A 24,519-nucleotide genomic window follows, 5' to 3' on the forward strand; every position below is an offset into this window, starting at 1 on the left:
TAGTATTAAAATAATATATCGTCTATGCAACCATATATTAAATATAGAAAAATACTTTAGAGGGAAATTGTATGTATAGTATAGAAAAAAAATTATATGAGCAATTGTGTTTTCTTAGGGATCAGTATGATTTACAAGGCATAAAAGCAGAATTTGAAGCAGAAGGATCTTCGTTTAGAGATTTGATGAGGTTAAGAAGACTAACTTCTAAGGTGGGGGTTAAACTATATTTAAAAATAGGTGGTGTAGAAGCTATAAGGGATATAAAAGATGCCATCGAGATTGATGTGGATGGATTGATAGCCCCAATGGTGGAGAGTAAATTTGGTGCCAAAAAATTTTATGATAGTATTTTAAATATTTATGGTGGGCATGAAATTCATACTACATTAAATATAGAAACAAAAAGCGCAATAGAAAATTTTGATGAAATTTTAGAGTACGCAAATGGCAAATTCAATAACATAACTATTGGTAGGAGCGATTTAACTGCATCATATTTTGATGAAAATATCAAGCCAGATAGTGACTTTACTTTTGAACTTTTAAAAAAAGTTGCTCTTAAAATGGATGCCACAGATATGACTTTTACGGTTGGCGGTAGTGTTTCTGCTAGAACAATAGAAATTTTAGATCAAAAATATCAAAAACTAAAAAAATTGATATATAAACTTGAAACTAGGAAAGTTATACTACCAACAAAAATATTCTTAGAAAAAGAAAATGCAATAAAAGAAGCTTTGAAATTTGAAGAGTTATATATATTATCAAAAAAAGAATTTAGTGATATGCAGATTGGATCAGAATTATCAAGGCTAACAGAGCTAAAAAGGAGATTGCAATGAATAATTTTGCAGTAATAATACCAGCGCAAGAAAAGAATAGATATCACGAATCAGGTGATATAGCACCTTTTGGGGATACTACACTTTTAGAATGGAAAATAGCACAATGTAAAGAATTTATAAGGTCATCTCAAATTTATATAAACTCTGAGAGTAAAAATATTGAAGAGATAGCAATAAGGTCAAATGTAAATTTTATTGAAAGGGAGCCAAGGTTAAATTATATAGATATGGTTCTAGATTCAATTTTTAAAGTTAAAGAAGAAAACATAATATGGACGAATTGTACTTCACCTTTTTTAAATAGTAAAAGTTATAGATTAATGGCAGATACGTTTCAGGGTAGATGCCTGGAATCGGTAATTTCTGTACATAAACAGCAGGAGTATTTGTTTTTTAGAAATAGAATGTTAAACTTTTCCACTAATTTTATTTCAAGAAGAGATATAGAGCCTGTTTATATGGTTACAAATGGTTGTTATATAATCAAGAAAGAAATAGCTTTAAAGAACAAAAATTTATTTACAAAAGAACCATTTTTATTTGAATTAGATTCTTTTGAATCTATAGAAATAAAAGATATAGAAGATTATGCTTTTGCTAAAGAACTAATTAATGTATACTTTAGAAAGGAAATTTGTGGCTAATATACTAATAACAGGTGGTGCTGGATTTATAGGAACCGCACTAGCCATAAGACTAAAACATCTAAATCATAATGTTACTATTGTGGATTTAGATAAAAAATTTATACCTATGCATAATAACTTTGTTAAATATTCTTTGGATATTAGGGAATGTGAAAATTTTAAAAAAATAGAAAATTTAAAAATTGATTATATTTTCCATTTGGCGGCTCAAACAGCAAGTATAATATCGCAAGAAAATCCAACACTGGATGTAGATACAAATGTTAAGGGCACATTAAATATTTGTAATTACGCCAGAAAGTGTGGTGCTAAAAAAATTATTTTTACTTCATCTATGGCAACATATGGCAATATAAATGGCAAAATAAAAGAAACTGACATGCAAATACCGTTATCTAATTATGGCGTGTCAAAAATAGCAGGGGAATATTACATAAAAATGTTTAATCAGTTTGGTATAAAAAATACTATATTCAGACTATTTAACGTATATGGGCCAGGTCAAGACATGTCAAATTTAAAACAAGGAATGGCAAGCATATTCATGGCACAGTCAATCATATCAAATGAGATAAAAGTTACAGGTTCTTTTGATAGGTATAGAGATTTTATTTATATTGATGATGTAGTAGATTCTTTGATTCTTGGACTTAATGGTACAACAGATGGACAAATTTATAACGTAGGGTCAGGTAAGGCTACTACTGTTAAAGAAATCATAAATTTAATAATAGAATTAAATGATAAACCAAAAAATCAATTTAGGATTATAAATATAGGATCTCATGAAGGTGATCAATTTGGTTCAATTGCAGATATATCAAAATTAAAAAAATTAGGCTGGATACCCAAAATGGATTTAAAATCAGGATTAGAAAAAATGTATATATATGCAAAGGAGATTTTAGTATGAATGTAGTTGCTCTTTTAACTGGAAGAGGCAATAATACTCTTAAGGATAAGAATATATTGCCGGTGTTGGGTCATCCTCTTATTAGTTACCCTGCAAATGCTGCGAAAAATACGGAATTAGTAAGATATTTTTATGTGAGTAGTGATGATGATAAGATATTAGATATTGCTTGTAATTTAGGTTATAAAAAAATAAAGAGGCCGAATGAGCTGGCAATTCCAACAGCAAAACATATAGACGCCATACTTCATGCAGTTGAGTTTATGAATAAACATGATAACTTGAGACCAGATATTTTGATAGTGCTTCTAGCCAATTCTGTAACATTAAAGAGTGAGTGGATTGAAAGAGGAATTAGACAAATAATAAATGATCCTTCTATAACATCTGTAGTTCCAGTATATCAAGACCAAGACCATCATCCATATAGAGCGAAGAGGCTTAATGAAAATGGCAGTTTAGATACCTTTTTTGATTTTTCAGATATGGAGGTTTCTACAAATAGGCAGGAGCTAGAACCATGTTATTTTTTATGTCACAACTTTTGGATTTTAAACATGAAAAATTCACTTTATAGTAAAGATGGACAAAAACCTTGGACTTTTTTAGGTAAAAATATTAAGCCAATGTTTGTAGAAAAATGTTTTGACATACATACAATTGAAGATTTAAAGGAGTCTGAGGCTTGGATATTAAAAAATCAAAAGAAATAATAGATATCCTTTTTGTTCTAAATTCGGATAGTAATTTATTGCAAGTGTTTGAATTATTAAATTTAAAAAAGTGTAATAATATATTGGTTCTTACAACACATAAAATGTATGAAAATGAAATTGAATATTTTAAAATACTTGGAGATTATAAATTTATTTTTTATACATTTAGTGATTTTTTAAATGATACCATAATGGAGACAATTGACTATATGGCTTTGCAGCATATTGGTAGGCATTTATTTGATTTTAGATTGTATATGGATCAAATTGTAAAATATAAAAACAAAGAGGTTATAGATCAAATAAATAAAAAATACGATATAAACTCGGTTATATCCGATGATGGTTTAGGTATTGATTATAATGTTTTTGCTAGTCAATATCAGACAATACCGGTGGAATATTTTGGTAAAAGAAAATGTATTAATTTTAAAAAAAATATTATTATAAAAATTATTGAGAAGATTAATTCGATCCTTACTAATAAGTTAGAAATTAATATATTTGAGTTTAAAAATATGAAGTATATCTTTTATGGCAATATAGGACGTTTAAAATTACGGTCTATAAAATCTTTTCAAAAATTCGTTAACATTATGTATTTATCTTACTTGGGTATAAAAAAAAGTACGACAATTTGTACAACTATTCATGAATATAATAGGCGGCTATTTAAATATTTTGAAAGAATTTACGTATTTACTGATGGTTTTTTTCCATCAAATTATCCAGAGAGCTATTTGAATATGTTTGATGATAACGTTGTATTTGTGCCAGATACTTTTGTAAATAAAAAATGGTTTCGACTATTTGGTAGAGCAACTAGACCTATATTTAACTTTCAAAGAAAAGTACTGTTTAAAAAAGTTGAGACCGAAAGTATCACTAGTGTTTTATTAGTATTAAATCATGCTGGAGATTGGACATCGCTTATAAATAGAAGCGATACTGATCTTTTAGTTTCTGCTTTTGGAAATTTAGCAAAAAAATTCTCTTCTATGAAATTTACTATTAGACCACATCCTACAATGATACATTCTGAGCATGAAGGGATAAATTCTATAAATAGAATTACTGAATATGTTAAATACCTAAACTTAAAAAATTTAAAAATATCAAAGAGTTCTTTACAAGATGATTTATTTAATAACGACTTAATTGTAGGCGAATATTCAAATGTACTTGTTCAAGGATTTGAGATTGGAAAGTTGGGATTGATAGTAAATTTAACAAATCGTAGAAATTTCATGAAAGATTTTTCTGAGCTTGGTTTTTTAACGGTGGAAAATTTACAATTACTTGTAGCTTTTTTTGAAGAGATATCAGATGATTTGTTTCTTAAGATAAAAAAACAAAATTTGGCTGTTGAAAAATTTAATAAATTACAAAAACAATTTCTTGGAATAAGAGATGAAGCAAATAGTTAAAAATTTAATACCTCCAGTTTTAATGGATATCTTTAGAAAAATAAAACCAAATAAATACGGTTGGAAGGGTAGTTATAATACTTGGGAAGAAGCCCAAAAGGTATCCATTGGCTATGATAGCAAAGAAATACTCCAAAAGGTCAGAGCCTCTCTTTTAAAGGTTAAAAACAAAGAAGCTGTTTTTGAGAGAGATAGTGTAATATTTGATAAGATCCAATATTCTTGGCCACTACTAGCTGGACTAATGTATGCTTGTGTAAAATCCAAAGGAGAGCTTAGGGTACTTGACTTTGGTGGAAGTTTAGGAAGCACTTATTTTCAAAATAAAAAATTCTTAGATGAAATTGATGAAGTTTCTTGGGGTATTGTTGAGCAAAAGCATTTTGTTGACGTTGGTAAAAAAGATTTTCAAGATAGTAGGCTAAAATTCTATTATGATATAGAAACTTGTAAGAAAGAACAGAATCCAAATATTTTAGTTTTATCAAGTGTTTTACAGTATATTGAAAAGCCTTATGAATTGATAAAGAGTATATTAAAAAATAGTTTTGATTTTATTTTGATAGACAGAACTCCTTTTGCAAAAAAGAGGCAAATCAGACTACAAATGGTTCCGCCTCAAATTTATGATGCTAGTTATCCATGTTGGTTCTTTGAAGAAAATGAGTTACTGCATTTCTTAAAAGACCAAGGATACGTTGTTATCGAAGAGTATGATGCCCTAGACGGAAAATGTGAAGATTGCTATTTCAAAGGATATATTTTAAAAGGATTCTAATGTCATATAATTACTGTACTCTTTTTGATAGCAATTATCTAACTCGTGGCTTAGCTATGTATGAGTCTCTTAAAAAAAATAGCGATAAATTTCATCTATATATTTTTTCTTTTGATGATAGAAGCTACAAAGTTCTAAAAGAGTTAAAATTAGAAGCAGCGACAATAATTCAGCTTGAAGAATTTGAAGATGATGAACTTTTAAATATAAAAAAAAGTAGAACACCAGGCGAATATTGCTGGACTTGTACACCTTCGATTATTAAGTACTGCATAGAAAAATATAATCTTAGTAGTTGTACGTATCTTGATGCAGATTTGTATTTTTTCTCAAATCCAACCGTTCTTATTGAGGAGCTGGGTGAAAAGTCCGTTTTAATAACAGAGCATAGATATACTAAAGAATATGATCAAAGTAAAACTAGCGGGATATATTGTGTACAGTTTATGACTTTTAAAAATGATAAAAATGGAATAGAAGTACTAAACTGGTGGAGAAATGCTTGTAATGAGTGGTGTTATGCTAGATTTGAAGATGGCAAATTCGGCGATCAAAAATATTTAGATGATTGGTTAAATAGATTTAATGGGGTCTACTCTTTAAAAAATTTAGGCGGCGGAGTTGCACCTTGGAATATTCAACAATATGATCTTTCTAAAAAAGAATTTGAGCTAATTTTTTATCATTTTCATGGTTTTAAATTTTTAGAAAATAACAAGTTAGAATTTGGAAATTATAAACTAAGAAAATTCGATTTAAAAAATTTATATAAGCCATATATATCTCACTTGGAAGATATAAAAATACGGTTAGAAGAGCTAGGGTATAAATATGATTTTCATGGAACGACAAAACTTAAAAAAAGTTGGAAGACGCCACTTATAAAAATTAAAAGATGGATAAGAAATACTTATAATGTTTACGATAAAAATTATATTTTAGGACTATGAATGGCTTATATTATCGATTTGCCGACATTTAAAGATGAAAGAGGTGGGCTTACAGTCATGGAAAAGCTGCTTCCATTTGAGATAAAGAGATTTTATTGCATATATGGCGTGACTCAAAAAAGGGGTGGCCATAGGCATAAAAAGACTATTCAAGCTTTAATATGTCTTGATGGAAGTTGTGAAGTATATGTCAATGACGGGCAAAAAAAAGGAATATTTTTACTAGATAGCCCTTCAAAGTGCTTGTTGCTCAAGCCAGAAGATTGGCATACTATGGATAAATTTACGAAAGGCTCTACTCTATTAGTTTTTGCCTCAGAGTTTTATAATAAAGATGATTATATTAGTGAGGAGTATTGAATGATTGAGTATGAAAATTTAAAACTAGCGAATGAAAAGTTATTTAATAAGTATAAAGAGAGTTTTAACGATTTTCTGAATAGCGGTTGGTTTATTCTAGGAGATCAAGTAAAAAAATTTGAAGAAAATTTTGCCTCTTTTTGTAATGTAAAACACTGCATAGGGGTTGCAAGCGGCCTTGACGCTCTAATCTTGGCGATAGACGCATGTAATTTTCCTAAAAATAGTGAGATAATAGTACCGTCTAATACGTATATAGCAACTATTTTGGCAATTGTTAGAAATGGATTTAAACCTATTTTGGTTGAGCCTGATATAAATACATACAATATAGATCCAAATAGAATTGAAGAAAAAATAACTAAAAATACAAGAGCGATTATAGTTGTGCATTTATATGGCAAAGCTTGTGATATGGATAAAATTTGCTCTATTGCAAATCAATATGATTTAAAGATAATTGAAGATGTAGCGCAGGCACATGGAGCTAAATTCAAAGACAAAATGGTTGGTGGCTTTGGCATAGGATGTTTTAGTTTTTATCCAACAAAAAATTTAGGGGCATTGGGTGATGCCGGAGCTATTACTACAAATGATGAGAATTTAGCAAAGATATTTCGATCTCTTAGAAACTACGGCTCTGCTATAAAATACTATAATGATGAGCTAGGCTATAACTCAAGATTGGATGAAATTCAAGCTGGGTTTTTATCAGCCAAGCTTGAAATTTTAGATGACATTACAAATCATAAAAGAGAGTTGGCTAAGATCTATTTAGAAAATTTGGATGATAGGTTTGTAAAACCTGTTGTGGATAGGGATTATTTTGATGTTTATCATATATTCAATGTTAGACATAAAAATAGAGATGAACTGAAAAATTATCTTTTTGAAAATGAAATAAAAACCGAAATACATTATCCATTGCCTCCACATAGACAAAAATCTATGCAAGGCATAATAGAGGGACGGTATCCGATAAGCGAGGAGATACACAATACAACCCTAAGCTTGCCAATATCTTATTTTCACAAGAAAGAAAATATATTAAAAATTTGCGATATTATGAATGGGTGGTATAAATGAAAGGAATAATTTTAGCCGGCGGAAGCGGGACCAGGCTTTATCCAATTACAAAGGGTATAGTTAAGCAGTTGTTGCCAATTTACAATAAGCCAATGATCTATTATCCATTGTCAGTACTTATGCTTGCTAATATCAAAGAAATTTTGATCATTTCTACTCCAAAAGATATAGATAGATTTAAGGATATATTCGGAGATGGAAGCGGTTTAGGATTAGATATCCAGTATGCCATACAAAATCATCCAAATGGACTTGCAGAAGCTTTTATAATAGGTGAAAAATTTATAGGAAATGATGACGTTTGTTTGGTACTTGGTGATAATCTCATATATGGCGAAGGTCTAATAAAACTACTTGAAAATAGCAAACAAAAAGTAGAAAATGATAAAAAGGGAGTTGTGTTTGGTTATTACGTCGATGATGCATCGGCTTATGGCGTTGTTGAATTTGATAAAAATAAAAAGGCTATAAGCATTGAGGAAAAACCAAAGAGCCCAAAGAGTAACTATGCTGTAATAGGTTTGTATTTTTATCCAAATGACGTCGTGCAAATAGCTAAAAATGTTAAGCCGTCAGATAGAGGTGAGTTGGAAATAACTACTATAAATCAAGAGTATTTAAGGCAAGAAAAGCTATATGTAGAGGTTTTAGGTAGGGGGTATGCATGGCTTGATACCGGAACGCATGAAAGTTTGCTGGAAGCTAGTAATTTTATAGAGGTAATAGAAAAAAGGCAAGGGCTGAAAATAGCTTGTATAGAAGAGATAGCTTATAAAAAGGGGTATATTTCAAAAGAACAGCTAATAGCGTTAGGAAACGAGTTATCTAAAAATAGCTATGGGAAATATCTTCTAAAGGTAGCTAATACATGAACACCATTTTAGTAACTGGCGGTGCCGGCTTCATAGGGTCAAACTTCGTGCCGTATTTTTTAGAGAAGCATCCATACTATCGATTGGTAATTTTGGATCTTCTGACATATGCGGGGAATTTAGAAAATTTAAAAGAGTGCGAAAAAAATCAAAATTATAAATTTATCAAAGGAGATATTTGTAATAGAGGATTGGTAGAATTTATATTTAAAGAATATGATGTGAAGAGTGTTATTCATTTTGCTGCTGAATCTCATGTGGACAACTCAATAAAAAGTCCAGACGTATTTATACAGACAAATATAAATGGAACTTTTACCTTGGTAGATGTGGCTTATAAACATTGGATGAAAGGCCCGTTTAGCTATAAGGAGGAGTATAAAAACTCGAGATTTCATCATATTAGCACAGATGAGGTTTATGGAACCCTTGGCCTTGATCCAGATGAACTATTTACCGAAAGAACACCGTATGCACCGAATTCTCCGTATTCAGCATCTAAGGCCTCATCTGATATGATAGTTAGATCATATCATGAGACATATGGACTAAATACGGTAATTACAAATTGTTCAAATAACTATGGTCCAAAGCAACACGACGAGAAATTTATACCGACAATTATAAAAAATGCCCTTGTAAAAAAACCAATACCGGTCTATGGCGATGGTAAAAATGTAAGGGATTGGTTATATGTACTTGATCACTGCAAGGGAATAGACGCCGTATTTCATGGCGGGAAAAGTGGTGAAACATATAATATTGGAGGAAGAAACGAAAAGACTAATATAGAAATAGTTAATGCCATTACAACTATTTTGGACAAAGAGGTACCGATTTCAAATTTCTCATATAAGGATTTAGTCACATTTGTGAAAGATAGAGCCGGACATGATAGGAGATATGCTATTGATGCGAGCAAGATAGAAAATGATCTAAGATGGAGAGCGGATGAGAATTTTGATAGCGGAATAGTGAAAACTATCAAGTGGTATTTAAGAAAGTATCAATGTGTATATTAAGGCCTATTAGTGTTGCAAGAAATTTATTATAAAAATTATGAAGAAAGACCCACAAGACTTAGCGTAATTACAGCAACTTATAATGCAAAAAAATTCTTACCTAGATTAATAAAAAGTCTACAAGAGCAAGTCGATAAAGATTTTGAGTGGATCATTTCTGATGGAGTGTCTAGCGATAATACTTTAGAAATTTTAAAAAATACGAATGGGATAAACATAAAAGTGATTTCTAGCGATGACTTTGGGATTTATGATGCTTTAAATAGAGGTATAAAAGCTTGTAATGGAGAATTCTATCTTGTTATCGGTGCTGATGATGAGCTTTATCCAAATGCCATTCAAGATTATAAGAAAGCCATAGGAGATGATGTGGACATAATAACAGCTTGTATTGATACTAATAATGGCAAAATTGAGCCAAATGGTGGACCAAGATGGCTAAAGGCACAAGCTCACTACATCTCTGGACATGCTGTAGGCTCAATATATCGCACAAGTCTTCATCAAAAACTTGGTTACTATTCAAGAAAATTTCCAATAGTAGCAGATCAGCTATTTGTACTAACTGCTGCAAATTATGGAGCAAAGATAAAAGTTATAAAAAGTATTGTCGGTAAATTTTCAAATGATGGAGTTAGTAGCATTGATATGTTAGGAACTCTTTGTGAATTTTATAGAGTTCAAATAGCTATGGGTGAAAATAAATTTGTACAAACTACTCTATTTATTTTAAGACTTATTAAAAATTTTAGAAAATTATAAAGATATATAAATGAAAGACTATGATATATCCATAATAGTGCCTATTTATAATGTGGAGAAATATATAAAAAAGTGTGTAACTACGCTTTTAGAGCAAGACTATAACAATATAGAGTATATTTTTGTAAATGATTGTACTCCAGATAGTTCTATGAAAATTTTGAAGGATATTATTGAAAGATACCCAAATAGAAAAGATGATATAAAAATTATCAACAATATAAAAAATAGTGGATCAAGTCTTACTAGAAAATACGGTTTGGATGCTTCAAGTGGTAAATATATTTTGTTTGTAGATAGTGACGACTGGGTCGATAAAGATATGGTAAGTTCTTTGATGAGTGAAGCTAGAAAAAGTTATGCAGACATGGTTTGTTTTGACTATATTAAAGAATTTAATAAAAAAAGCATTGTAAAAAGTTTTTTTTATACAAAAAATCATCCAAAGTCTAATTTGAACTTCGTAAAAGCTATTTTATCTCATGAAATTTCTGTTTCCATGTGTGATAAATTGGTTAAAAGAGAGCTTTATGAAAATGTTGAATTTCCACATTTTTCGCACTGTGAAGATAGTTTTGTAAATTTACAACTTTTTTATGAAGCAAAAAAAATTACTTACATTGCAAAACCATTTTATCACTATAGAACAAATCCTAATTCACTTTCTAGTAGTTTTTCAAATAATAAAAAAGCTCTTGATGATTTTGCTGATTTTAGCAGAGCTGTAAAGAATTTTTTGATACAAAAAGATCTTTTTGATGAATATTTTAAATTTCATATTCCTACTATTTTAAAATTTACTTTGGATTATTCTGAAAGTGACTTCAATAAACAAATAAATGCCATATGCCCAGAAGCAAATAATATAAAATATGTTTTTCAAATCAATAGAAATATAATCTATAAAATTTTATATAGCACTGTTTTTATGGGGTTTCCGCAAATTTTTGTTTTTGCAAAAAAAGTATTTATTAGGCTTAGAAATTTTTAGACTCATATGATTGGAGTTGCTATGAAAATTTTTATAATTGGTAATGTCTCGTCTATGATGATAAATTTCAGAGAAGAGCTCATAAAACTACTTGTATCAAAAGGGCATGATGTCTACTGTTTAGTTAGTGACTACAATGAAGAAAGTAGAAAAAAAATAATCTCATTGGGTGCAACACCGCTTGACCATACTTTAAATACAAAAGGGCTAAATCCATTTAAAGATATCATTGCTATATATGATTTGGTTAAGCTATTTAGGCAGCATAGGCCAGATGCGGTTTTTTCTTTTTTTGTTAAACCAGTTATTTTTGCAACTATAGCCGCAAAAATAGCAAGAGTATCACGAATAGTAGGCATGATAGAAGGGCTTGGCGGAGCTTTTACAGTTCATAAAAATGGGCAAACAAAAAAGGCGAAAATTATCAAAACTATACAAGTTCTTTTATATAAAATTTCACTACCATCTCTTGACGAGCTTATATTTTTAAATAATGACGATAAAAAGGATTTGATTGATAGATACAATATAAAAGTAAAGTCCATAAATATATTAGGTGGTATAGGTGTTGATCTTGATAAATTCTCATATACTAAAGCACCTACTGATCCTATAAGTTTTATTTTTATAGCAAGACTTCTTGCAGAAAAGGGAATATTTGAGTATTTAGAGGCAGCTAAAATCGTAAAAGAAAAATATAAAGATGTAAAATTTTATATATTTGGTAGTTTTGATGAGCACAATCCATTTGGATTAACACAAGAAGAACTAAAACCTTATCTTGATAGTGGCGTAGTTATATATCCTGGCTTCGTAAATGATATAAAAGAACGGATAGTGAATAGTTCCATTTTTGTCTTGCCTTCGTATTACAGAGAAGGTGTGCCAAGAAGTACGCAGGAAGCCATGGCAATAGGAAGGGTAGTAATAACCACAAATAGCGTAGGATGTAGAGAAACTGTTGAAGATGGAGTAAATGGATTCTTGGTGCCACCATTCGATAGTAAAATTTTGGCACAAAAGATGATTTATTTTATACAAAATCCAGAAATGATAGTCCAAATGGGTATAGAAAGCAGAAAAATAGCTGAAGTAAAATTTAATATAAATGAAAAAAATGGAAGACTTGCAAAGATTATTATTGGAAAATAGCACATTACTATTTTTTACTTTTTTAATTTATAGTATTAAAGATTTTAATTTAAAAATTTAGACTTATCTTTAGCGGGCTTATCATGATTTAAATAATAAAACCAAGACAAGCTGGTTAGTTTTTTAAACTAGACTTCTAACCCACTAGTCCACCAACAGTTTTTGTATTGTTCCTATTAGCCTTTTTTAAAAAAATTCCTCTTCCTCTTTTGTAGAGTTATACTCATCTTTGAAAAATTTTTTAGCATTAATTTTTTGCTCTAGCATCTTCTTCTCATGAATTTTTATATATCGGCTTTTAGTATTCAAGGTAATTTCTAAAGCTAGTGCTATATCCTACATCATAGTGATGGCTTGCACATTTTGGCTCTTTATTGCTATCAAGGAGTTTTTATGACGACATGCGAGTTGCCGATATTGACCGGGTAGTTTTCATCTTTACCGATAACTGCGAATCAAGCGTTAGCTAATTCTAAATTTATCCATTACATTTACTGCTTATAAATAAATTTAATTACTAAAGAATTAAGCTAAATAAAATAGAAAATAAAATATAATCCCAAATCTTTGGTCCCGTAGCTCAGTTGGTAGAGCACTACCTTGACATGGTAGTGGTCGATGGTTCGAGTCCATTCGGGGCCACCACTTCTAATAAAATATCCTAAATAAAAGATTTAAAAATTAATTGTTAGTCAATTTTCTAAAGATGCGGTAAAGATTTATTTCAAATAATCTTTCACATCATACTCTTTTCCAGCATCGTGATCTTTTAAAAGCTTTGCCACGATAGGGCTTAAAATTATGATGGCAATTAAATTTGGTACTACCATCAAGCCATTAAACATATCTGCTAGACTCCAGACAAAATCAACTTTTTGCAAGCTTCCCAAAAATACAAAAACGACTACTAAAATTTGAAAAGCTCTGACTGCTTTTGCCCCAAGAAGGTATCTTACGTTGATTTCAGCAAAATAGTACCATCCAAGAATCGTTGTAAATGCAAAGAAAAATAGGCAAACAGCTACGAAACTATATCCGCCAACCTTACCAAAGATATGCGATGAGAAAGCCTCTTGTACCAAGGTTATGCCTGTAAAGACTGCCTTGCCGTTTTCAAAGCTGATGACATTTGCGGTAAGCACTACAAAAACGGTGATATTTAAAACGATAAAAGTATCTACAAATACGCTCATTATGCCAAGTACTGCTTGATCGACCGGGTGTTTGACATTAGCCGCAGCGTGTGCGTGCGGAGTTGAGCCCATGCCAGCTTCATTGCTAAAAAGCCCTCTTGCTATGCCGTATCTCATCGCAGCTGCTATGCTAGCTCCAGTAGCTCCACCCCACGCAGCTGAAGGATCAAATGCTGCTTTGTAGATAAGCAAAACTGCATCTGGAATTTCGTGAAAATTTAAAGCGATAATGATTAGTCCAACACCTACATAAAGTAAAGCCATCAGAGGCACGATCTTTTCAGCCACTCTTGCGATCGCCTTTACGCCACCTATAAAGATTACTGCGCAGACGATTGCTAAAAAAGCTCCAGTTATCCACTGAGGTATACCAAAGGCTCCTTTAAAGCCGTCTGAGATCGAGTTTGCTTGCACCATATTGCCGATAAAGCCAAGTGCGATAATGATAGCGATAGCGAAAAAGCCAGCTAGAAATTTCGCCCATTTACCCTTTAATCCACGACTTATATAAAATGCCGGACCGCCTATCGTGTGACCGCTGTCATCTTTCGTGCGGTAAATTTGAGCTAGGCAAATTTCAGCAAAATTTGTAGCCATGCCTAAAAATGCAGCGCACCACATCCAAAAAATCGCTCCAGGACCACCCATGATAAGTGCTGTTGTCGCACCTACTAGATTGCCAGTGCCAACTTGTGCAGCGATCGCAGTTGCAACTGCTTGAAATTGGCTCATGCCAGCCTTACCAGCAGCTTCGCCGTGAAGTGAAAAATTCCCAAAAAGTTCTCTTAGTCCCATTTTAAACTTAAAAATTTGAACAAACCCAAGCCTAATAGTAAAAAATAGTCCAGTGCCGCAAAGTAGGGCGATAAGGAAGTATGGACCCCAAAGAAATGAATTTATACTTTCAACACAATTATTTAAAATTTCAGCAAAATTTGTAGGCATTTTCTTGACTTTCATTGGTGTAGTTTAGAGAGCGAGTATATTTAAAAAAATATAAAATTAAAATAAATAAGAAAAATTTTTTAGCTTGGCTTAAAATTTCATGCTAGTTTTGGCTTATTCATGGTAAGCGCGTTTTAGATGGCTTTTGTGAGAAATTCGCAATCTTTATTGCGCGGATATAACTTGGTAAAACGTATTTGGCTATTGGTTTTGCTAAAAATTTTATCAAAGGCGTTTAAAAGGCTTTGACGCTAAATTTTACTTCATTGTTATTTGCTGATTTGCCATATTTTGTCCGCTGTTTGACTTGCTGGTAGCCAAACTTTGCGTCAAATTTTTCTTGCCGATCGCTGCCTAAAGTTGTTTAAAAATTTCTGTAAACTCGCTTACTCTGCCGTAAGCCGTCGTTAATCTACCCCAAGGCACGTATTCTATCTTTAAATTTGCGATGTACGCTAAATTTTGCTAGTTCATCTACGTTTCTTTTAAAATTTACTCCATAAATCTGACAGAGTAAAGCCTAATATTTAACCCTTGGATTTTATTTTCTCTAGCCACTCATTTAGCGTTTTTTCAAAGCCTATGCCCTTGCTTTTGTAAAAAACGAGTGGTTTTTCTAGGTATTTTTGCTCGACCCAGCCGCCAAAATCATGCGGATAAAGGTAGTCTTTGCTCTCTTTTGTGTGATTTTTTAGATATGGCGGGATCTTTAAAATTTCTTCGCTTTGCACGTATCTTAGGGCGGCATTTATCGCGTTGTAGCTGGAGTTTGACTTTGGCGAGCTAGCTAGATAGATGGCGCACTGAGCAAGTATGATCCTAGCCTCTGGAAAGCCTATCTCTTTTACCGCGCTTAGCGTGCTTGCGGCCAAATTTAGCGCATTTGGGTTTGCATTGCCGATGTCTTCGCTGGCAAATATCGCCATCCTTCTAGCGATGAAGTCCGCACTCTCGCCAGAGTCTATGAGCCTTGCAAGGTAGTATATGACGGCATTTTCGTCGCTGCCACGCAGGCTTTTTATAAAAGCGCTTGCTAGCTCGTAGTGCGTGTCGTCCTCTTTTGCCCCCTCTTTTAGGGCGTTTTGGCAAAGTGTTTTTAAATTTTCTAGGCTCACATTTTCATCAAGCGTGATGGCAAATTCGAGTAAATTTAGCATAGCTCTTGCGTCGCCGCCGCTACTTTTAAAGAGATACTCTTTTGCTTCTTCGTCAATGCTAAATGAAATTTGCTCTCTTATCTTGCCAAGAAGCTCCTCAAAATCGCCACTGCTAAGCGGTCTAAACTCAAAGAGCATCGAGCGACTTCTGATGCCTGAGCTTAGCGTGAAAAAGGGATTTTCCGTGCTAGCGCCGATAACTAGGGCCTTGTAGTTTTCCATGGGGATGAGTAGCGCTTCTTGCTGGGTCTTGCTAAGCCTGTGGATCTCGTCTATGAAAAAGAGCGGTTTATTTAGAGCGTTTTCGTAGTTTTTTAAAATTTTGCGAAAGTCATCTATCTTTAAATTTCCGCCATCAAACTCGCAAAAGTCGTAGTTTGCACCACTTGCTACTGCCCTTGCAAAGCTCGTCTTGCCACAGCCTGCTGGACCATAAAAGATGGAGTGTGGGATTTTGCTAGAGGCTATAAATTTTAAAAATGCCGCTTTAACTGCCTTTTGTCCGCAAATTTCATCCAAGTTTTTGGGTCTAAACATCAGTGCAAGTGAGCTCAAATTTACTCCTTTAATTTGCTGGTTTTGGCAAAATTTTAGCCTTTGCACTAAGACTTTCTATCTTAAACTCATAAATTTTAGTGATCTTTAACCCATACTGAGCCGCTGTTTCAAAGGTGTTCATCGCATAAGCTGTATATTTTAGGCTGAGAATTTTTAAAATTTCATATTTTTTAGCTTCGTCTGTTATCTCATAAACTCTAGTTTTTGCGATGGCGCTTTTGTACTCAGTCGTAAAAACCTTACCTCCAAGTGCCTTGCCATCATCTTTTATCGCATCTAGCTCACTTTCGCTTAGATGCGGGACCTTGTTAAAACTAACGCAGACAAATTCCACTTTTCGTCCATCTTGAAGTAGTTTTGCCTTACAGCCAGCGGTAGCTCCGTGTATAAAAATACTTTCGCCAACTCTAACAGGCGAGATCGGTACGCTAAAAATTTCTCCCTCATCATCCACGCATGAAATTACCGCATATTCGCATTCATCTATGATTTTTAAGCCATCTTCACGGCTTAGCTCTCTATCTTTTCGTCTCATTTTTTATCCTTTTTTTGAAAAAGCATTTTAAAATTTAAGTGCTTAAAGGCTAGTATAACGCAAAAATTTCAAGGAAAAACATGAAAAAAATAGCTATCTTTGCCATTTTACTTGGCGTAAATTTAGTCCATGCAAACGATGTTTGCAATGAATATATCAAGCAAAGTAGGCTCTATCTTGACGAGCTTTATGCCAAAGAGAGCAAGCGACTCGCAAATGATGAAAAGGCGTTAAGGCTTTTTGAGCTTAAATTTGATGAGTTTAAACAAAGACAAAGCGGCCAAGAAGCCATAATTTTGCAAAACAAAGATGAGAAATTTTGCAAAAGACAGCTTGAAGAGACAAACAAGCTTTTAAATGATCTAAAAAAATAGATCAAATTTTTACGTTTAGATCCCAGTCTATTGGAGTTTTGCCGTGGTTTGCTAGGTAGATATTTGCTTTTGAGAAGTGACGGCAGCCAAAAAATGCTCCACGAGCCAGTGGACTTGGATGTGCTGCCTCTAAGATGAGGTGCTTGCTGGCGTCTATTAGCGGTGCTTTGGCTCTAGCTGGATTGCCCCAAAGCATAAAAACTACGTTTTGTAAATTTTCGCTTATCTTTTTTATGACGGCGTCTGTAAAGCCCTGCCAGCCAAAGCTTGCGTGAGAATTTGCCACTCCAGCACTAACGCTTAAAGTTGAGTTTAGAAGCAGCACGCCTTGCTTTGCCCATTTTGTTAGATCGCCGCTATTTGGCTCTTTTATGCCAAGATCAGCGTAAATCTCTTTATAGATATTTATAAGACTTGGCGGGACTCTCACGCCACTAGGTACTGAAAAGCTTAATCCCATGGCTTGATTTGCGCCGTGGTATGGGTCTTGGCCTAGGATGACGACCTTGACAGAGTGAAACGGCGTTAGATTAAATGCGTTAAATATAAGCGCACTTGGCGGATAGACGGTGCCAGCACTCTTTGCTTTTAAGAAATTTTCTTTGATACGCGCGAAATTTTCACTCAAAAACTCATCTTTTAGCGCTTCTTTCCAGCTTGGCTCGATCTTTATATCATCTAAATTTATCTGCATTTTCCTGCCTTTTGTAAGTTTTAGCGGTATAATTTTAACTAAAATTTATCCAAAGGAAAGAGCTGTGTCAGAGCAAATTTTTAATAAGATATATGAGCTTCTTAGCAAGAATGAAGCCAAATTTAAAGTTCTAAACCATGAGAGTGCGACCACTTCAGAGGAGGTAGCAAAACTTAGAGGAACAAAGATGAGCCAAGGCGCAAAGGCTCTAGTTTGCTCTATTAAAGGGGTAGATGAGGAGAAATTTAGGCAAATTTTTAAAGATGAAAATGTGATAAATGATTATTTGCTAAGCGATGAAAAGCCAGCGATGAAGGCTGGTAAAATTTATATTTTGGCTATTTTGCCAGCCGATATGCAAGCAAATCTTGATAGCTTGACACAAAAATTTGACGGCAAAAGGGCAAGCCTAGCTAGTCCAGATGAAGTTTTGGCATTGACAGATTGTGTTTTTGGTTCAGTGCCACCATTTAGCTTTCATAAAAATTTACACATCGTAGTTGATGAAAGGTTGCTACAAAGAAACGATGAGATCGCGTTTAATGCGGGGCTACTTGATAGATCGATCATTTTAAATACAAAAGATTATACAAAGATAGTGCAACCAACGCTAATAAATTTTGCAGAATAAAAAAGTGCTAGGCTAACCACTTCCTAGCACTAAATATTGTCGGGAGAAAAATGAATTTAAATAATGCAAAGACGAGAAATTGCTAAATTCATTTCAAGAACAAATATTATCAGGCATAATCTTAAAATATAATAAATTATATAAATAAAAAGCTTTAAATTTAGGGATTTACACATTTAAATATAAATATATATATTTTATAAACAAATTTATAGATTAAAGCTTGTGGATTTAAAAAGAATTTACAAAAATTTGCTTAGTAAATATTAAGTTTAGCTTAAAGCCCATTTAGATAAAATCCTTAAACGTTCTTTTATCGTAAAAAAGACAATTTGATATAAGGAAAAACAATGAGCGATATCATCGCATACAAACTAAATGGCGAAATAGTCGATACTCAAAGTATCGCAGGGCGTGAGAGTAGTGCTGAGCCTATCTATTTTGACAACTCAAAAGAGGCACTGCACGTTATCAGACACTCCTGTGCACACCTCATGGCACAAGCTATCAAATCACTCTATCCGAAGGCGAAATTCTTTGTCGGACCAAACGTAGAAGATGGATTTTATTATGATTTTAGAGTTGATGATGAGGGTACGAAGCTAGGCGAGGGTGATCTAGCAGCGATCGAAGATAAGATGAAAGAGCTTGCTGAGAAGAAATTTGACATAGTTAAAACCTGCTCAACCAAAGCTAATATGAGCGATAAATTTAAAGATGACGACCTAAAACAAGAGGTCTTAAAAAGAATTCCAGATGGCGAAGTGAGCAGCTACTCGCAAGGCGATTTTGAAGATCTTTGCCGTGGACCACACCTGCCAAATACTAAATTTTTAAAATTTTTCAAACTTACACGCGTGGCTGGCGCATATCTTGGCGGCGATGAGAATCGCGAGATGCTAACTAGAATTTATGGCACAGCATATGCAGATAAAGAGAGCCTAAAAGAGCACATCCGCATCATCGAAGAGGCTAAAAAGCGCGACCACAGAAAGCTTGGCGTCGAGATGAAGCTATTTACATTTGACGACGAAGTAGGCGGCGGTTTGCCGATCTGGTTGCCATACGGCGGACGCTTGAGATCAAAACTAGAGCAAATTTTATACAAAGCTCACCGCGACCGCGGCTATGAGCCAGTGCGTGGGCCAGAGCTTTTAAAAGCTGACGTGTGGAAAAAGAGCGGCCACTACGCAAATTATAAAGAAAATATGTACTTTACGACTATTGACGACGCGGAGTATGGCATAAAGCCGATGAACTGCGTCGGTCACATCAAGGTTTATCAAAGCGACATCCGCTCGTACCGCGATTTGCCGCTTAAATTTTTCGAATACGGCGTGGTACACCGACATGAAAAAAGCGGCGTTTTGCACGGACTTTTCAGAGTGCGCGAATTTGCCCAGGACGACTCACATATCTTTTGTATGCCAAGCCAGATCAAAGAAAATATCTTAGAAATTTTAAAATTTGCTGGCAAGATAATGGAGAATTTCGGCTTTAACTACGAGATGGAAATTTCAACCAAACCAGCCAAAGCAATCGGCGGGGATGAAATTTGGGAAACTGCTACAAAAGCGTTAAAAGAGGCCCTTGATGAAAATGGCTTTAAATACGGCATTGATGAGGGCGGTGGCGCATTTTATGGACCAAAGATTGACATTAAGATCACCGACGCACTTAAGAGAAAATGGCAGTGTGGTACGATCCAGGTTGATTTTAACTTACCTGAGCGTTTCGATCTTGGCTACATCGACGCAAACAACGAAAGACAGCGTCCTGTAATGCTTCACAGAGCCTTGCTTGGCAGTTTTGAGAGATTTATAGGAATTTTACTTGAGCACACTGCTGGTGAGTTGCCATTTTTCATCGCACCTACACAGGTTGTTATCGTGCCTATTAGCGACGCACATTTAGAGTACGCAAAAGAAATTTCACGTGAGCTAAGAAAGATCAACGTTGATAGCGAGATCGCAAGTAAAAATGAGAGTTTAAATAAAAGAATAAGAACGGCAGAAAAACAAAGGGTGCCTATGATAGTCGTGCTAGGAGACAACGAAGTGGCGAACAAGAGTGTTGCGTTGCGCGATAGACAGGCTAGGACGCAGAGCGACATGAGCTTGGCGGAATTTATAAATTTAACGAAGGAGAAACTTAGTGAGGTACATTTTTGAGTAAGGAAAATGAAGTATTGCTCAATGAGGACATAAGGGCGAGAGAGGTAAGATGTGTAGGGGATGATGGCACGGCATATGGTGTCATCTCAAGAGATGAGGCTTTAGAGATCTCAAATAAGCTTGGGCTTGATCTAGTGCTTATAGCGCCAGATGCGAAGCCACCAGTTTGCAAGATAATGGACTATGGTAAATTCCGCTATCAGCAAGAGAAAAAGCAAAAAGAGGCTAAGAAAAAGCAAAAAACCATCGAGATAAAAGAGATAAAACTCTCTGTCAAGATCGCCCAAAACGATATAAATTACAAGGTTAAACACGCAAGCGAGTTTTTGCAAGATGGCAAACACGTTAAATTTCGTGTATTTTTAAAGGGTCGCGAGATGAGCACTCCAGAAGCTGGCGTAGCTATGCTTGAAAAGGTCTGGGAGATGATCAAAGATGAAGCTGATCGTGACAAAGAGCCTATGATAGAAGGTCGTTATGTAAATATGCTAGTAACTCCAAAAAAGGGTTAAATTTTCACAAAGAGCGGGCTAGGGCTTGCTCTTTCTTACATTAAATTTTAAATACAAAAACTTATAAATAATTATTTTCCAAAAATCCTATCATTTTTATATGTGTTAAATTTACGCAAAGGCGTTTGCAGGGTTGATATACCTTATGGTTAAATTTGATAGGCAAAATTTGGATGTGGTTTAAATTTAGTAAATTTTGGTCTTTATTTGCTGGAATTTACCCGCTTTGTTATCGCTCGCATGGGCGTTGTGCTGAAAATAATCTGGGAGGGGTGAAATCAACTTCTTTCGGGTTTGTAAGCCCATGCTACTTTTGTTTAGTGTTTTAAGTTAGATTTCGCTTAATAGCAGATTAAATTTGATAAAAAATTCGCTCGTTTATAGCTTAAATTTATAAAATTTTTTAATTATCTCTTGCTAAAAGAAAACTCGCTTCTAGCTAAAAACCAAAGTAACTTCATATTGATTTACGTCCAAATTTAACTTGGACGCAAATTTATAGAGCTAAGAGCAAAATCAGCCCTATACATATCCTTGATCTATCATCGCATCAGCCACTTTTCTAAAGCCAGCGATATTTGAGCCAAGCACCAAGTTGCCCTCATCGCCAAACTCTTTGCTAGTTTCATAGCTTAGTTCAAAGATGTGGTTCATGATGCCATGAAGTCTGCGATCGACTTCCTCAAAGCTCCACGAAGTCATGCCGGCGTTTTGCATCATTTCAAGGCCGCTTGTGCCCACGCCACCAGCGTTTGCTGCTTTTGCCGGAGCAAAGTGAAAGTCTTTTTGCGCAAGCATGAAATTTATCGCATCAAGCGTGCTTGGCATGTTCGCACCCTCAGCCACGAAGCGGCAGCCATTTGCGTAAAGCACTTTTATGTCGGCTAGGTGAAGCTCGTTTTGTGTCGCACAAGGGAAGGCTCCGTCGCATGGCACGTCCCAGACGCCGTTTCTGCCCTCTTTGTACTCGCTCACACTTACATATTTTGCATTTGGTCTAAATTTAGTGTATTCGCTAAGGCGAGCGCGCTTGACCTCTTTTAGCTCTTTAAGCACCGCTAGATCTATGCCCTCGGCGTCATAGACATATCCGTTTGAATCAGAAACCGTGATAGGCAGTGCGCCTACTTGATAGAGCTTTTCGACCGTGTAGATGGCGACGTTTCCGCTACCGCTGACGCTGCATTTTTTGCCTTCAAGCGATAGACCAGTTTTTTTTAGCATATTTTGTGTGAAATATACCAGCCCGTATCCAGTGGCCTCTGTGCGCGCTAGGCTGCCGCCCCAGTTTAGCCCCTTGCCAGTTAGGATGCCATCAAATCTGCCAGTTAGCTTTTTATACTGGCCAAACATATAGCCGATCTCTCTAGCACCCACGCCGATGTCGCCTGCGGGTACGTCTACGGTGTTGCCGATGTGGCGGTAAAGCTCGCTCATAAATGCTTGGCAAAAGCGCATTATCTCGCCTTCGCTCTTGCCTTTTGGATCAAAGGTGCTGCCGCCTTTTGCGCCGCCGATATTTACGCCCGTGAGTGAGTTTTTAAAAATTTGCTCAAATCCTAGAAATTTTAGCACGCCAAGATCGACGCTTGGGTGGAGCCTTAGACCGCCCTTGTATGGGCCAACGGCTGAGTTAAACTGCACGCGGTAGCCGTTATTTACCTGCGGTCTGCCGTCGTCGCCCGTATACGTGACGCGAAAAATCACCGTGCGCTCAGGGATGACGATGCGCTCTAGGATCGCGTGTTTTTGGTACTTGCTCTCTCTTTTAATAAGCGGCTCTAGGCTGTTTAGCACCTCAGTCGCAGCTTGGATAAAGACGCCTTGACCTGGGTTGGTCTTCTTTATCCACTCCATCGTTTGTTCGATGTACTCGCTCATTTTTGCTCCTTTTTCCTTTTTTTGTAGTTAAATATTAGCTCGGCTAGAAAAAATTTTTATTTAAAGATATTTTAATATTTTTATTTTGGGCAATGAGTGTTACATATCGAAACTAAATTTACAAAAAGTGGTTTTTGCTTTGGTTGCTGGGATAAATTTATAAAAGAGATTTTAGGCCAAGAAGCCTAATTTTGCTAAATTTCATATGCCATCTCTTGCCAGAAAAGAAGGGCTCTACCATCTGCTTGGACAAATTTTAGGATTTGCTCGGTTGATGGCATAGCTTCATCGTTTAGCCTTGCTATATCGATGCTAGCAAGCGCTATGAAAAATTTTTCAAAGTCACTCGCAATGCACCTGTTGCAAATTTCTTCATCATCAAGAAGCCATGCGTAGACCGCGCCACTCGTGCAATCAAGCAAAAATATCCACGGATCACCTACGGCAAAAACTATCAGATTTAAAGGGCGAGCTTCACCTTGCCACCATTTGCCACCAAACTCATCTACGCTATTTAGTCGTACTAGCTCACTCGCGTAGTCACCTCTGGAGCCAAATTTGACATTGCAAATTTCAAAATTTCCAAGGTCAAATTTGCTTAAAAGCTTTGTAAATTTAGCTGGAAAATTTACGCCAAGAGCCTTTTCTGCGTTTTTAAGTGCTTGTGTGGTGGCTTTAACATCATTTTGAAGCAAGAGTCTCATGCCAGCCATACCCTCTTGCTCTAGTGGCAAGAAAATTTGATCTAACTTTTGAGCTATCTGGTTTAACTTTAAAAACATATCAGTCCTTTAATCTGCTAAATTTTGGCAAATTTTATCAAATTTAACTCGGTGCGCTTTTAATTTTGACCCATTTGTCGCCAAATTTAGACCACGATCTTCATAAATTTAAGAAGCTGGCAGAGACAACTAAGAAAACTAGCAATCACTAAATGTGAGATGTTATAAAGGATTAATGATGAAGTAAATTGGCTTGGTAAAGTCGCGTATCCCATAAAATAGATTTATAACGACGCTAAAACGTATGAATTTGATGGCTTTTGCGTGCGCATGAGCTCACCATTTATGATGGAGTGCAAAGAAATTTTGGGTGGCTCAGAGTTCAAAAGTGAAGCAAAAGATGAAAATTTAAACGTGATTATGCCACCTAAAGAGCATCATAGTACAAGAATAGGCAAAACTATCTGGTGGCTAAAGCTTGACACATATCTCTACACGCCAGTTTACCTGTATGAGGGTGTGCTTTACTTTCGCACCGCTGGCAATAAAGGACATCTCTATGCCGTTGAGGCGAAAAGTGGCGAGGTGATATTCAAATTTAAAACCAGCGGCACATAGT

The 24,519-nt window shown here is 34.8% G+C and carries 25 protein-coding genes and 1 tRNA gene; 20 read left to right on the forward strand and 6 right to left on the reverse strand.

Annotation, left to right across the window (positions count from 1 at the left end; translation table 11 throughout):
* Positions 1-71 precede the first annotated feature (71 nt).
* The 15 genes from CVT18_RS03345 to CVT18_RS03415 all read left to right on the forward strand — a co-directional run bounded on the left by CVT18_RS03345 (position 72) and on the right by CVT18_RS03415 (position 13,169).
* Positions 72-845, forward strand: coding sequence for an aldolase/citrate lyase family protein (locus CVT18_RS03345; protein WP_103629004.1), 774 nt, complete (start codon positions 72-74; stop codon positions 843-845).
* The gene (locus CVT18_RS03350; RefSeq protein ID WP_107824236.1) at positions 842-1,492 is read left to right on the forward strand and encodes a hypothetical protein; all 651 of its coding nucleotides are present in this window, start codon (positions 842-844) and stop codon (positions 1,490-1,492) included. Before CVT18_RS03345 ends, CVT18_RS03350 begins: the two co-directional genes overlap by 4 nt.
* Entirely contained in the window at positions 1,485-2,408 is a 924-nt protein-coding gene (locus CVT18_RS03355) for an NAD-dependent epimerase/dehydratase family protein (RefSeq protein ID WP_159071487.1), read from the forward strand. The genes CVT18_RS03350 and CVT18_RS03355 overlap by 8 nt, the downstream gene beginning before the upstream one ends.
* The gene (locus CVT18_RS03360) at positions 2,405-3,121 is read left to right on the forward strand and encodes a cytidylyltransferase domain-containing protein (RefSeq protein WP_103629001.1); all 717 of its coding nucleotides are present in this window, start codon (positions 2,405-2,407) and stop codon (positions 3,119-3,121) included. Before CVT18_RS03355 ends, CVT18_RS03360 begins: the two co-directional genes overlap by 4 nt.
* Positions 3,094-4,551 carry a hypothetical protein gene (locus CVT18_RS03365; protein ID WP_103629000.1) on the forward strand — a complete coding sequence of 486 codons (1,458 nt, stop codon included), beginning with the start codon at positions 3,094-3,096 and terminating at the stop codon, positions 4,549-4,551. The genes CVT18_RS03360 and CVT18_RS03365 overlap by 28 nt, the downstream gene beginning before the upstream one ends.
* Positions 4,535-5,329, forward strand: coding sequence for a TIGR04325 family methyltransferase (locus CVT18_RS03370; protein WP_107824237.1), 795 nt, complete (start codon positions 4,535-4,537; stop codon positions 5,327-5,329). The genes CVT18_RS03365 and CVT18_RS03370 overlap by 17 nt, the downstream gene beginning before the upstream one ends.
* Positions 5,329-6,279 (forward strand): glycosyl transferase, encoded by a 951-nt coding sequence (locus CVT18_RS03375; protein WP_103628998.1) that lies wholly within the window; start codon positions 5,329-5,331, stop codon positions 6,277-6,279. Before CVT18_RS03370 ends, CVT18_RS03375 begins: the two co-directional genes overlap by 1 nt.
* On the forward strand, positions 6,280-6,639 hold the full coding sequence (locus CVT18_RS03380) for a sugar 3,4-ketoisomerase (protein WP_103628997.1): 360 nt from the start codon (positions 6,280-6,282) through the stop codon (positions 6,637-6,639).
* A complete protein-coding gene (locus CVT18_RS03385; RefSeq protein WP_103628996.1) occupies positions 6,640-7,725 on the forward strand; it encodes a DegT/DnrJ/EryC1/StrS family aminotransferase in 1,086 nt (361 codons plus the stop codon).
* The gene (gene rfbA, locus CVT18_RS03390; protein WP_103628995.1) at positions 7,722-8,597 is read left to right on the forward strand and encodes a glucose-1-phosphate thymidylyltransferase RfbA; all 876 of its coding nucleotides are present in this window, start codon (positions 7,722-7,724) and stop codon (positions 8,595-8,597) included. Before CVT18_RS03385 ends, rfbA begins: the two co-directional genes overlap by 4 nt.
* Positions 8,594-9,619, forward strand: a complete 1,026-nt coding sequence (gene rfbB, locus CVT18_RS03395) for a dTDP-glucose 4,6-dehydratase (protein ID WP_103628994.1) — start codon at positions 8,594-8,596, stop codon at positions 9,617-9,619. Before rfbA ends, rfbB begins: the two co-directional genes overlap by 4 nt.
* 12 nt (positions 9,620-9,631) lie before the next feature.
* Positions 9,632-10,381 carry a glycosyltransferase gene (locus tag CVT18_RS03400; protein WP_159071488.1) on the forward strand — a complete coding sequence of 250 codons (750 nt, stop codon included), beginning with the start codon at positions 9,632-9,634 and terminating at the stop codon, positions 10,379-10,381.
* Between the two features lie 10 nt (positions 10,382-10,391).
* Positions 10,392-11,372 carry a glycosyltransferase family 2 protein gene (locus tag CVT18_RS03405; RefSeq protein WP_103628992.1) on the forward strand — a complete coding sequence of 327 codons (981 nt, stop codon included), beginning with the start codon at positions 10,392-10,394 and terminating at the stop codon, positions 11,370-11,372.
* Positions 11,373-11,393: 21 nt separating this feature from the next.
* Positions 11,394-12,524, forward strand: a complete 1,131-nt coding sequence (locus CVT18_RS03410) for a glycosyltransferase family 4 protein (RefSeq protein WP_103628991.1) — start codon at positions 11,394-11,396, stop codon at positions 12,522-12,524.
* A gap of 569 nt (positions 12,525-13,093) precedes the next feature.
* Positions 13,094-13,169: transfer RNA gene (locus CVT18_RS03415), tRNA-Val, on the forward strand.
* A gap of 74 nt (positions 13,170-13,243) precedes the next feature.
* Here the strand turns inward: CVT18_RS03415 and CVT18_RS03420 are convergent.
* The 3 genes from CVT18_RS03420 to CVT18_RS03430 all read right to left on the reverse strand — a co-directional run bounded on the left by CVT18_RS03420 (position 13,244) and on the right by CVT18_RS03430 (position 16,912).
* A complete protein-coding gene (locus CVT18_RS03420) occupies positions 13,244-14,662 on the reverse strand; it encodes an alanine/glycine:cation symporter family protein (RefSeq protein ID WP_103628990.1) in 1,419 nt (472 codons plus the stop codon).
* A 527-nt stretch (positions 14,663-15,189) separates the two neighbouring features.
* Positions 15,190-16,356, reverse strand: coding sequence for a replication-associated recombination protein A (locus CVT18_RS03425; protein ID WP_234410286.1), 1,167 nt, complete (start codon positions 16,354-16,356; stop codon positions 15,190-15,192).
* 28 nt (positions 16,357-16,384) lie between these two features.
* Complete coding sequence (locus tag CVT18_RS03430; protein ID WP_103628988.1) at positions 16,385-16,912, reverse strand: pyridoxamine 5'-phosphate oxidase family protein; 528 nt, start codon at positions 16,910-16,912, stop codon at positions 16,385-16,387.
* An 80-nt stretch (positions 16,913-16,992) separates the two neighbouring features.
* On the opposite strand from CVT18_RS03430, the gene CVT18_RS03435 reads away from it, so the two are divergent.
* Positions 16,993-17,286: a hypothetical protein gene (locus CVT18_RS03435; protein ID WP_103628987.1), complete on the forward strand. Its 294-nt coding sequence runs from the start codon at positions 16,993-16,995 to the stop codon at positions 17,284-17,286.
* A gap of 1 nt (position 17,287) precedes the next feature.
* Here CVT18_RS03435 and ung read toward each other — a convergent pair whose 3' ends face one another.
* Entirely contained in the window at positions 17,288-17,980 is a 693-nt protein-coding gene (gene ung, locus CVT18_RS03440) for a uracil-DNA glycosylase (RefSeq protein ID WP_103628986.1), read from the reverse strand.
* A 64-nt stretch (positions 17,981-18,044) separates the two neighbouring features.
* Between ung and CVT18_RS03445 the strand changes: the two genes are divergently transcribed.
* The 3 genes from CVT18_RS03445 to infC all read left to right on the forward strand — a co-directional run bounded on the left by CVT18_RS03445 (position 18,045) and on the right by infC (position 21,297).
* Entirely contained in the window at positions 18,045-18,611 is a 567-nt protein-coding gene (locus CVT18_RS03445; RefSeq protein WP_103628985.1) for a YbaK/EbsC family protein, read from the forward strand.
* Positions 18,612-18,961: 350 nt separating this feature from the next.
* Positions 18,962-20,782, forward strand: coding sequence for a threonine--tRNA ligase (gene thrS / locus CVT18_RS03450; protein ID WP_107824238.1), 1,821 nt, complete (start codon positions 18,962-18,964; stop codon positions 20,780-20,782).
* Entirely contained in the window at positions 20,779-21,297 is a 519-nt protein-coding gene (infC, locus tag CVT18_RS03455; protein WP_103628983.1) for a translation initiation factor IF-3, read from the forward strand. Before thrS ends, infC begins: the two co-directional genes overlap by 4 nt.
* A gap of 522 nt (positions 21,298-21,819) precedes the next feature.
* Here infC and gdhA read toward each other — a convergent pair.
* Both gdhA and CVT18_RS03465 read right to left on the reverse strand, forming a co-directional pair.
* Complete coding sequence (gdhA, locus tag CVT18_RS03460) at positions 21,820-23,178, reverse strand: NADP-specific glutamate dehydrogenase (RefSeq protein ID WP_107824239.1); 1,359 nt, start codon at positions 23,176-23,178, stop codon at positions 21,820-21,822.
* A 194-nt stretch (positions 23,179-23,372) separates the two neighbouring features.
* Positions 23,373-23,960 carry an SMI1/KNR4 family protein gene (locus CVT18_RS03465; protein WP_103628981.1) on the reverse strand — a complete coding sequence of 196 codons (588 nt, stop codon included), beginning with the start codon at positions 23,958-23,960 and terminating at the stop codon, positions 23,373-23,375.
* A gap of 270 nt (positions 23,961-24,230) precedes the next feature.
* On the opposite strand from CVT18_RS03465, the gene CVT18_RS10285 reads away from it, so the two are divergent.
* On the forward strand, positions 24,231-24,518 hold the full coding sequence (locus CVT18_RS10285) for a PQQ-binding-like beta-propeller repeat protein (RefSeq protein ID WP_178140545.1): 288 nt from the start codon (positions 24,231-24,233) through the stop codon (positions 24,516-24,518).
* Position 24,519 lies beyond the last annotated feature (1 nt).

Source organism: Campylobacter concisus (assembly GCF_003048405.1).
In the GTDB taxonomy this organism is placed as follows: domain Bacteria; phylum Campylobacterota; class Campylobacteria; order Campylobacterales; family Campylobacteraceae; genus Campylobacter_A; species Campylobacter_A concisus_Q.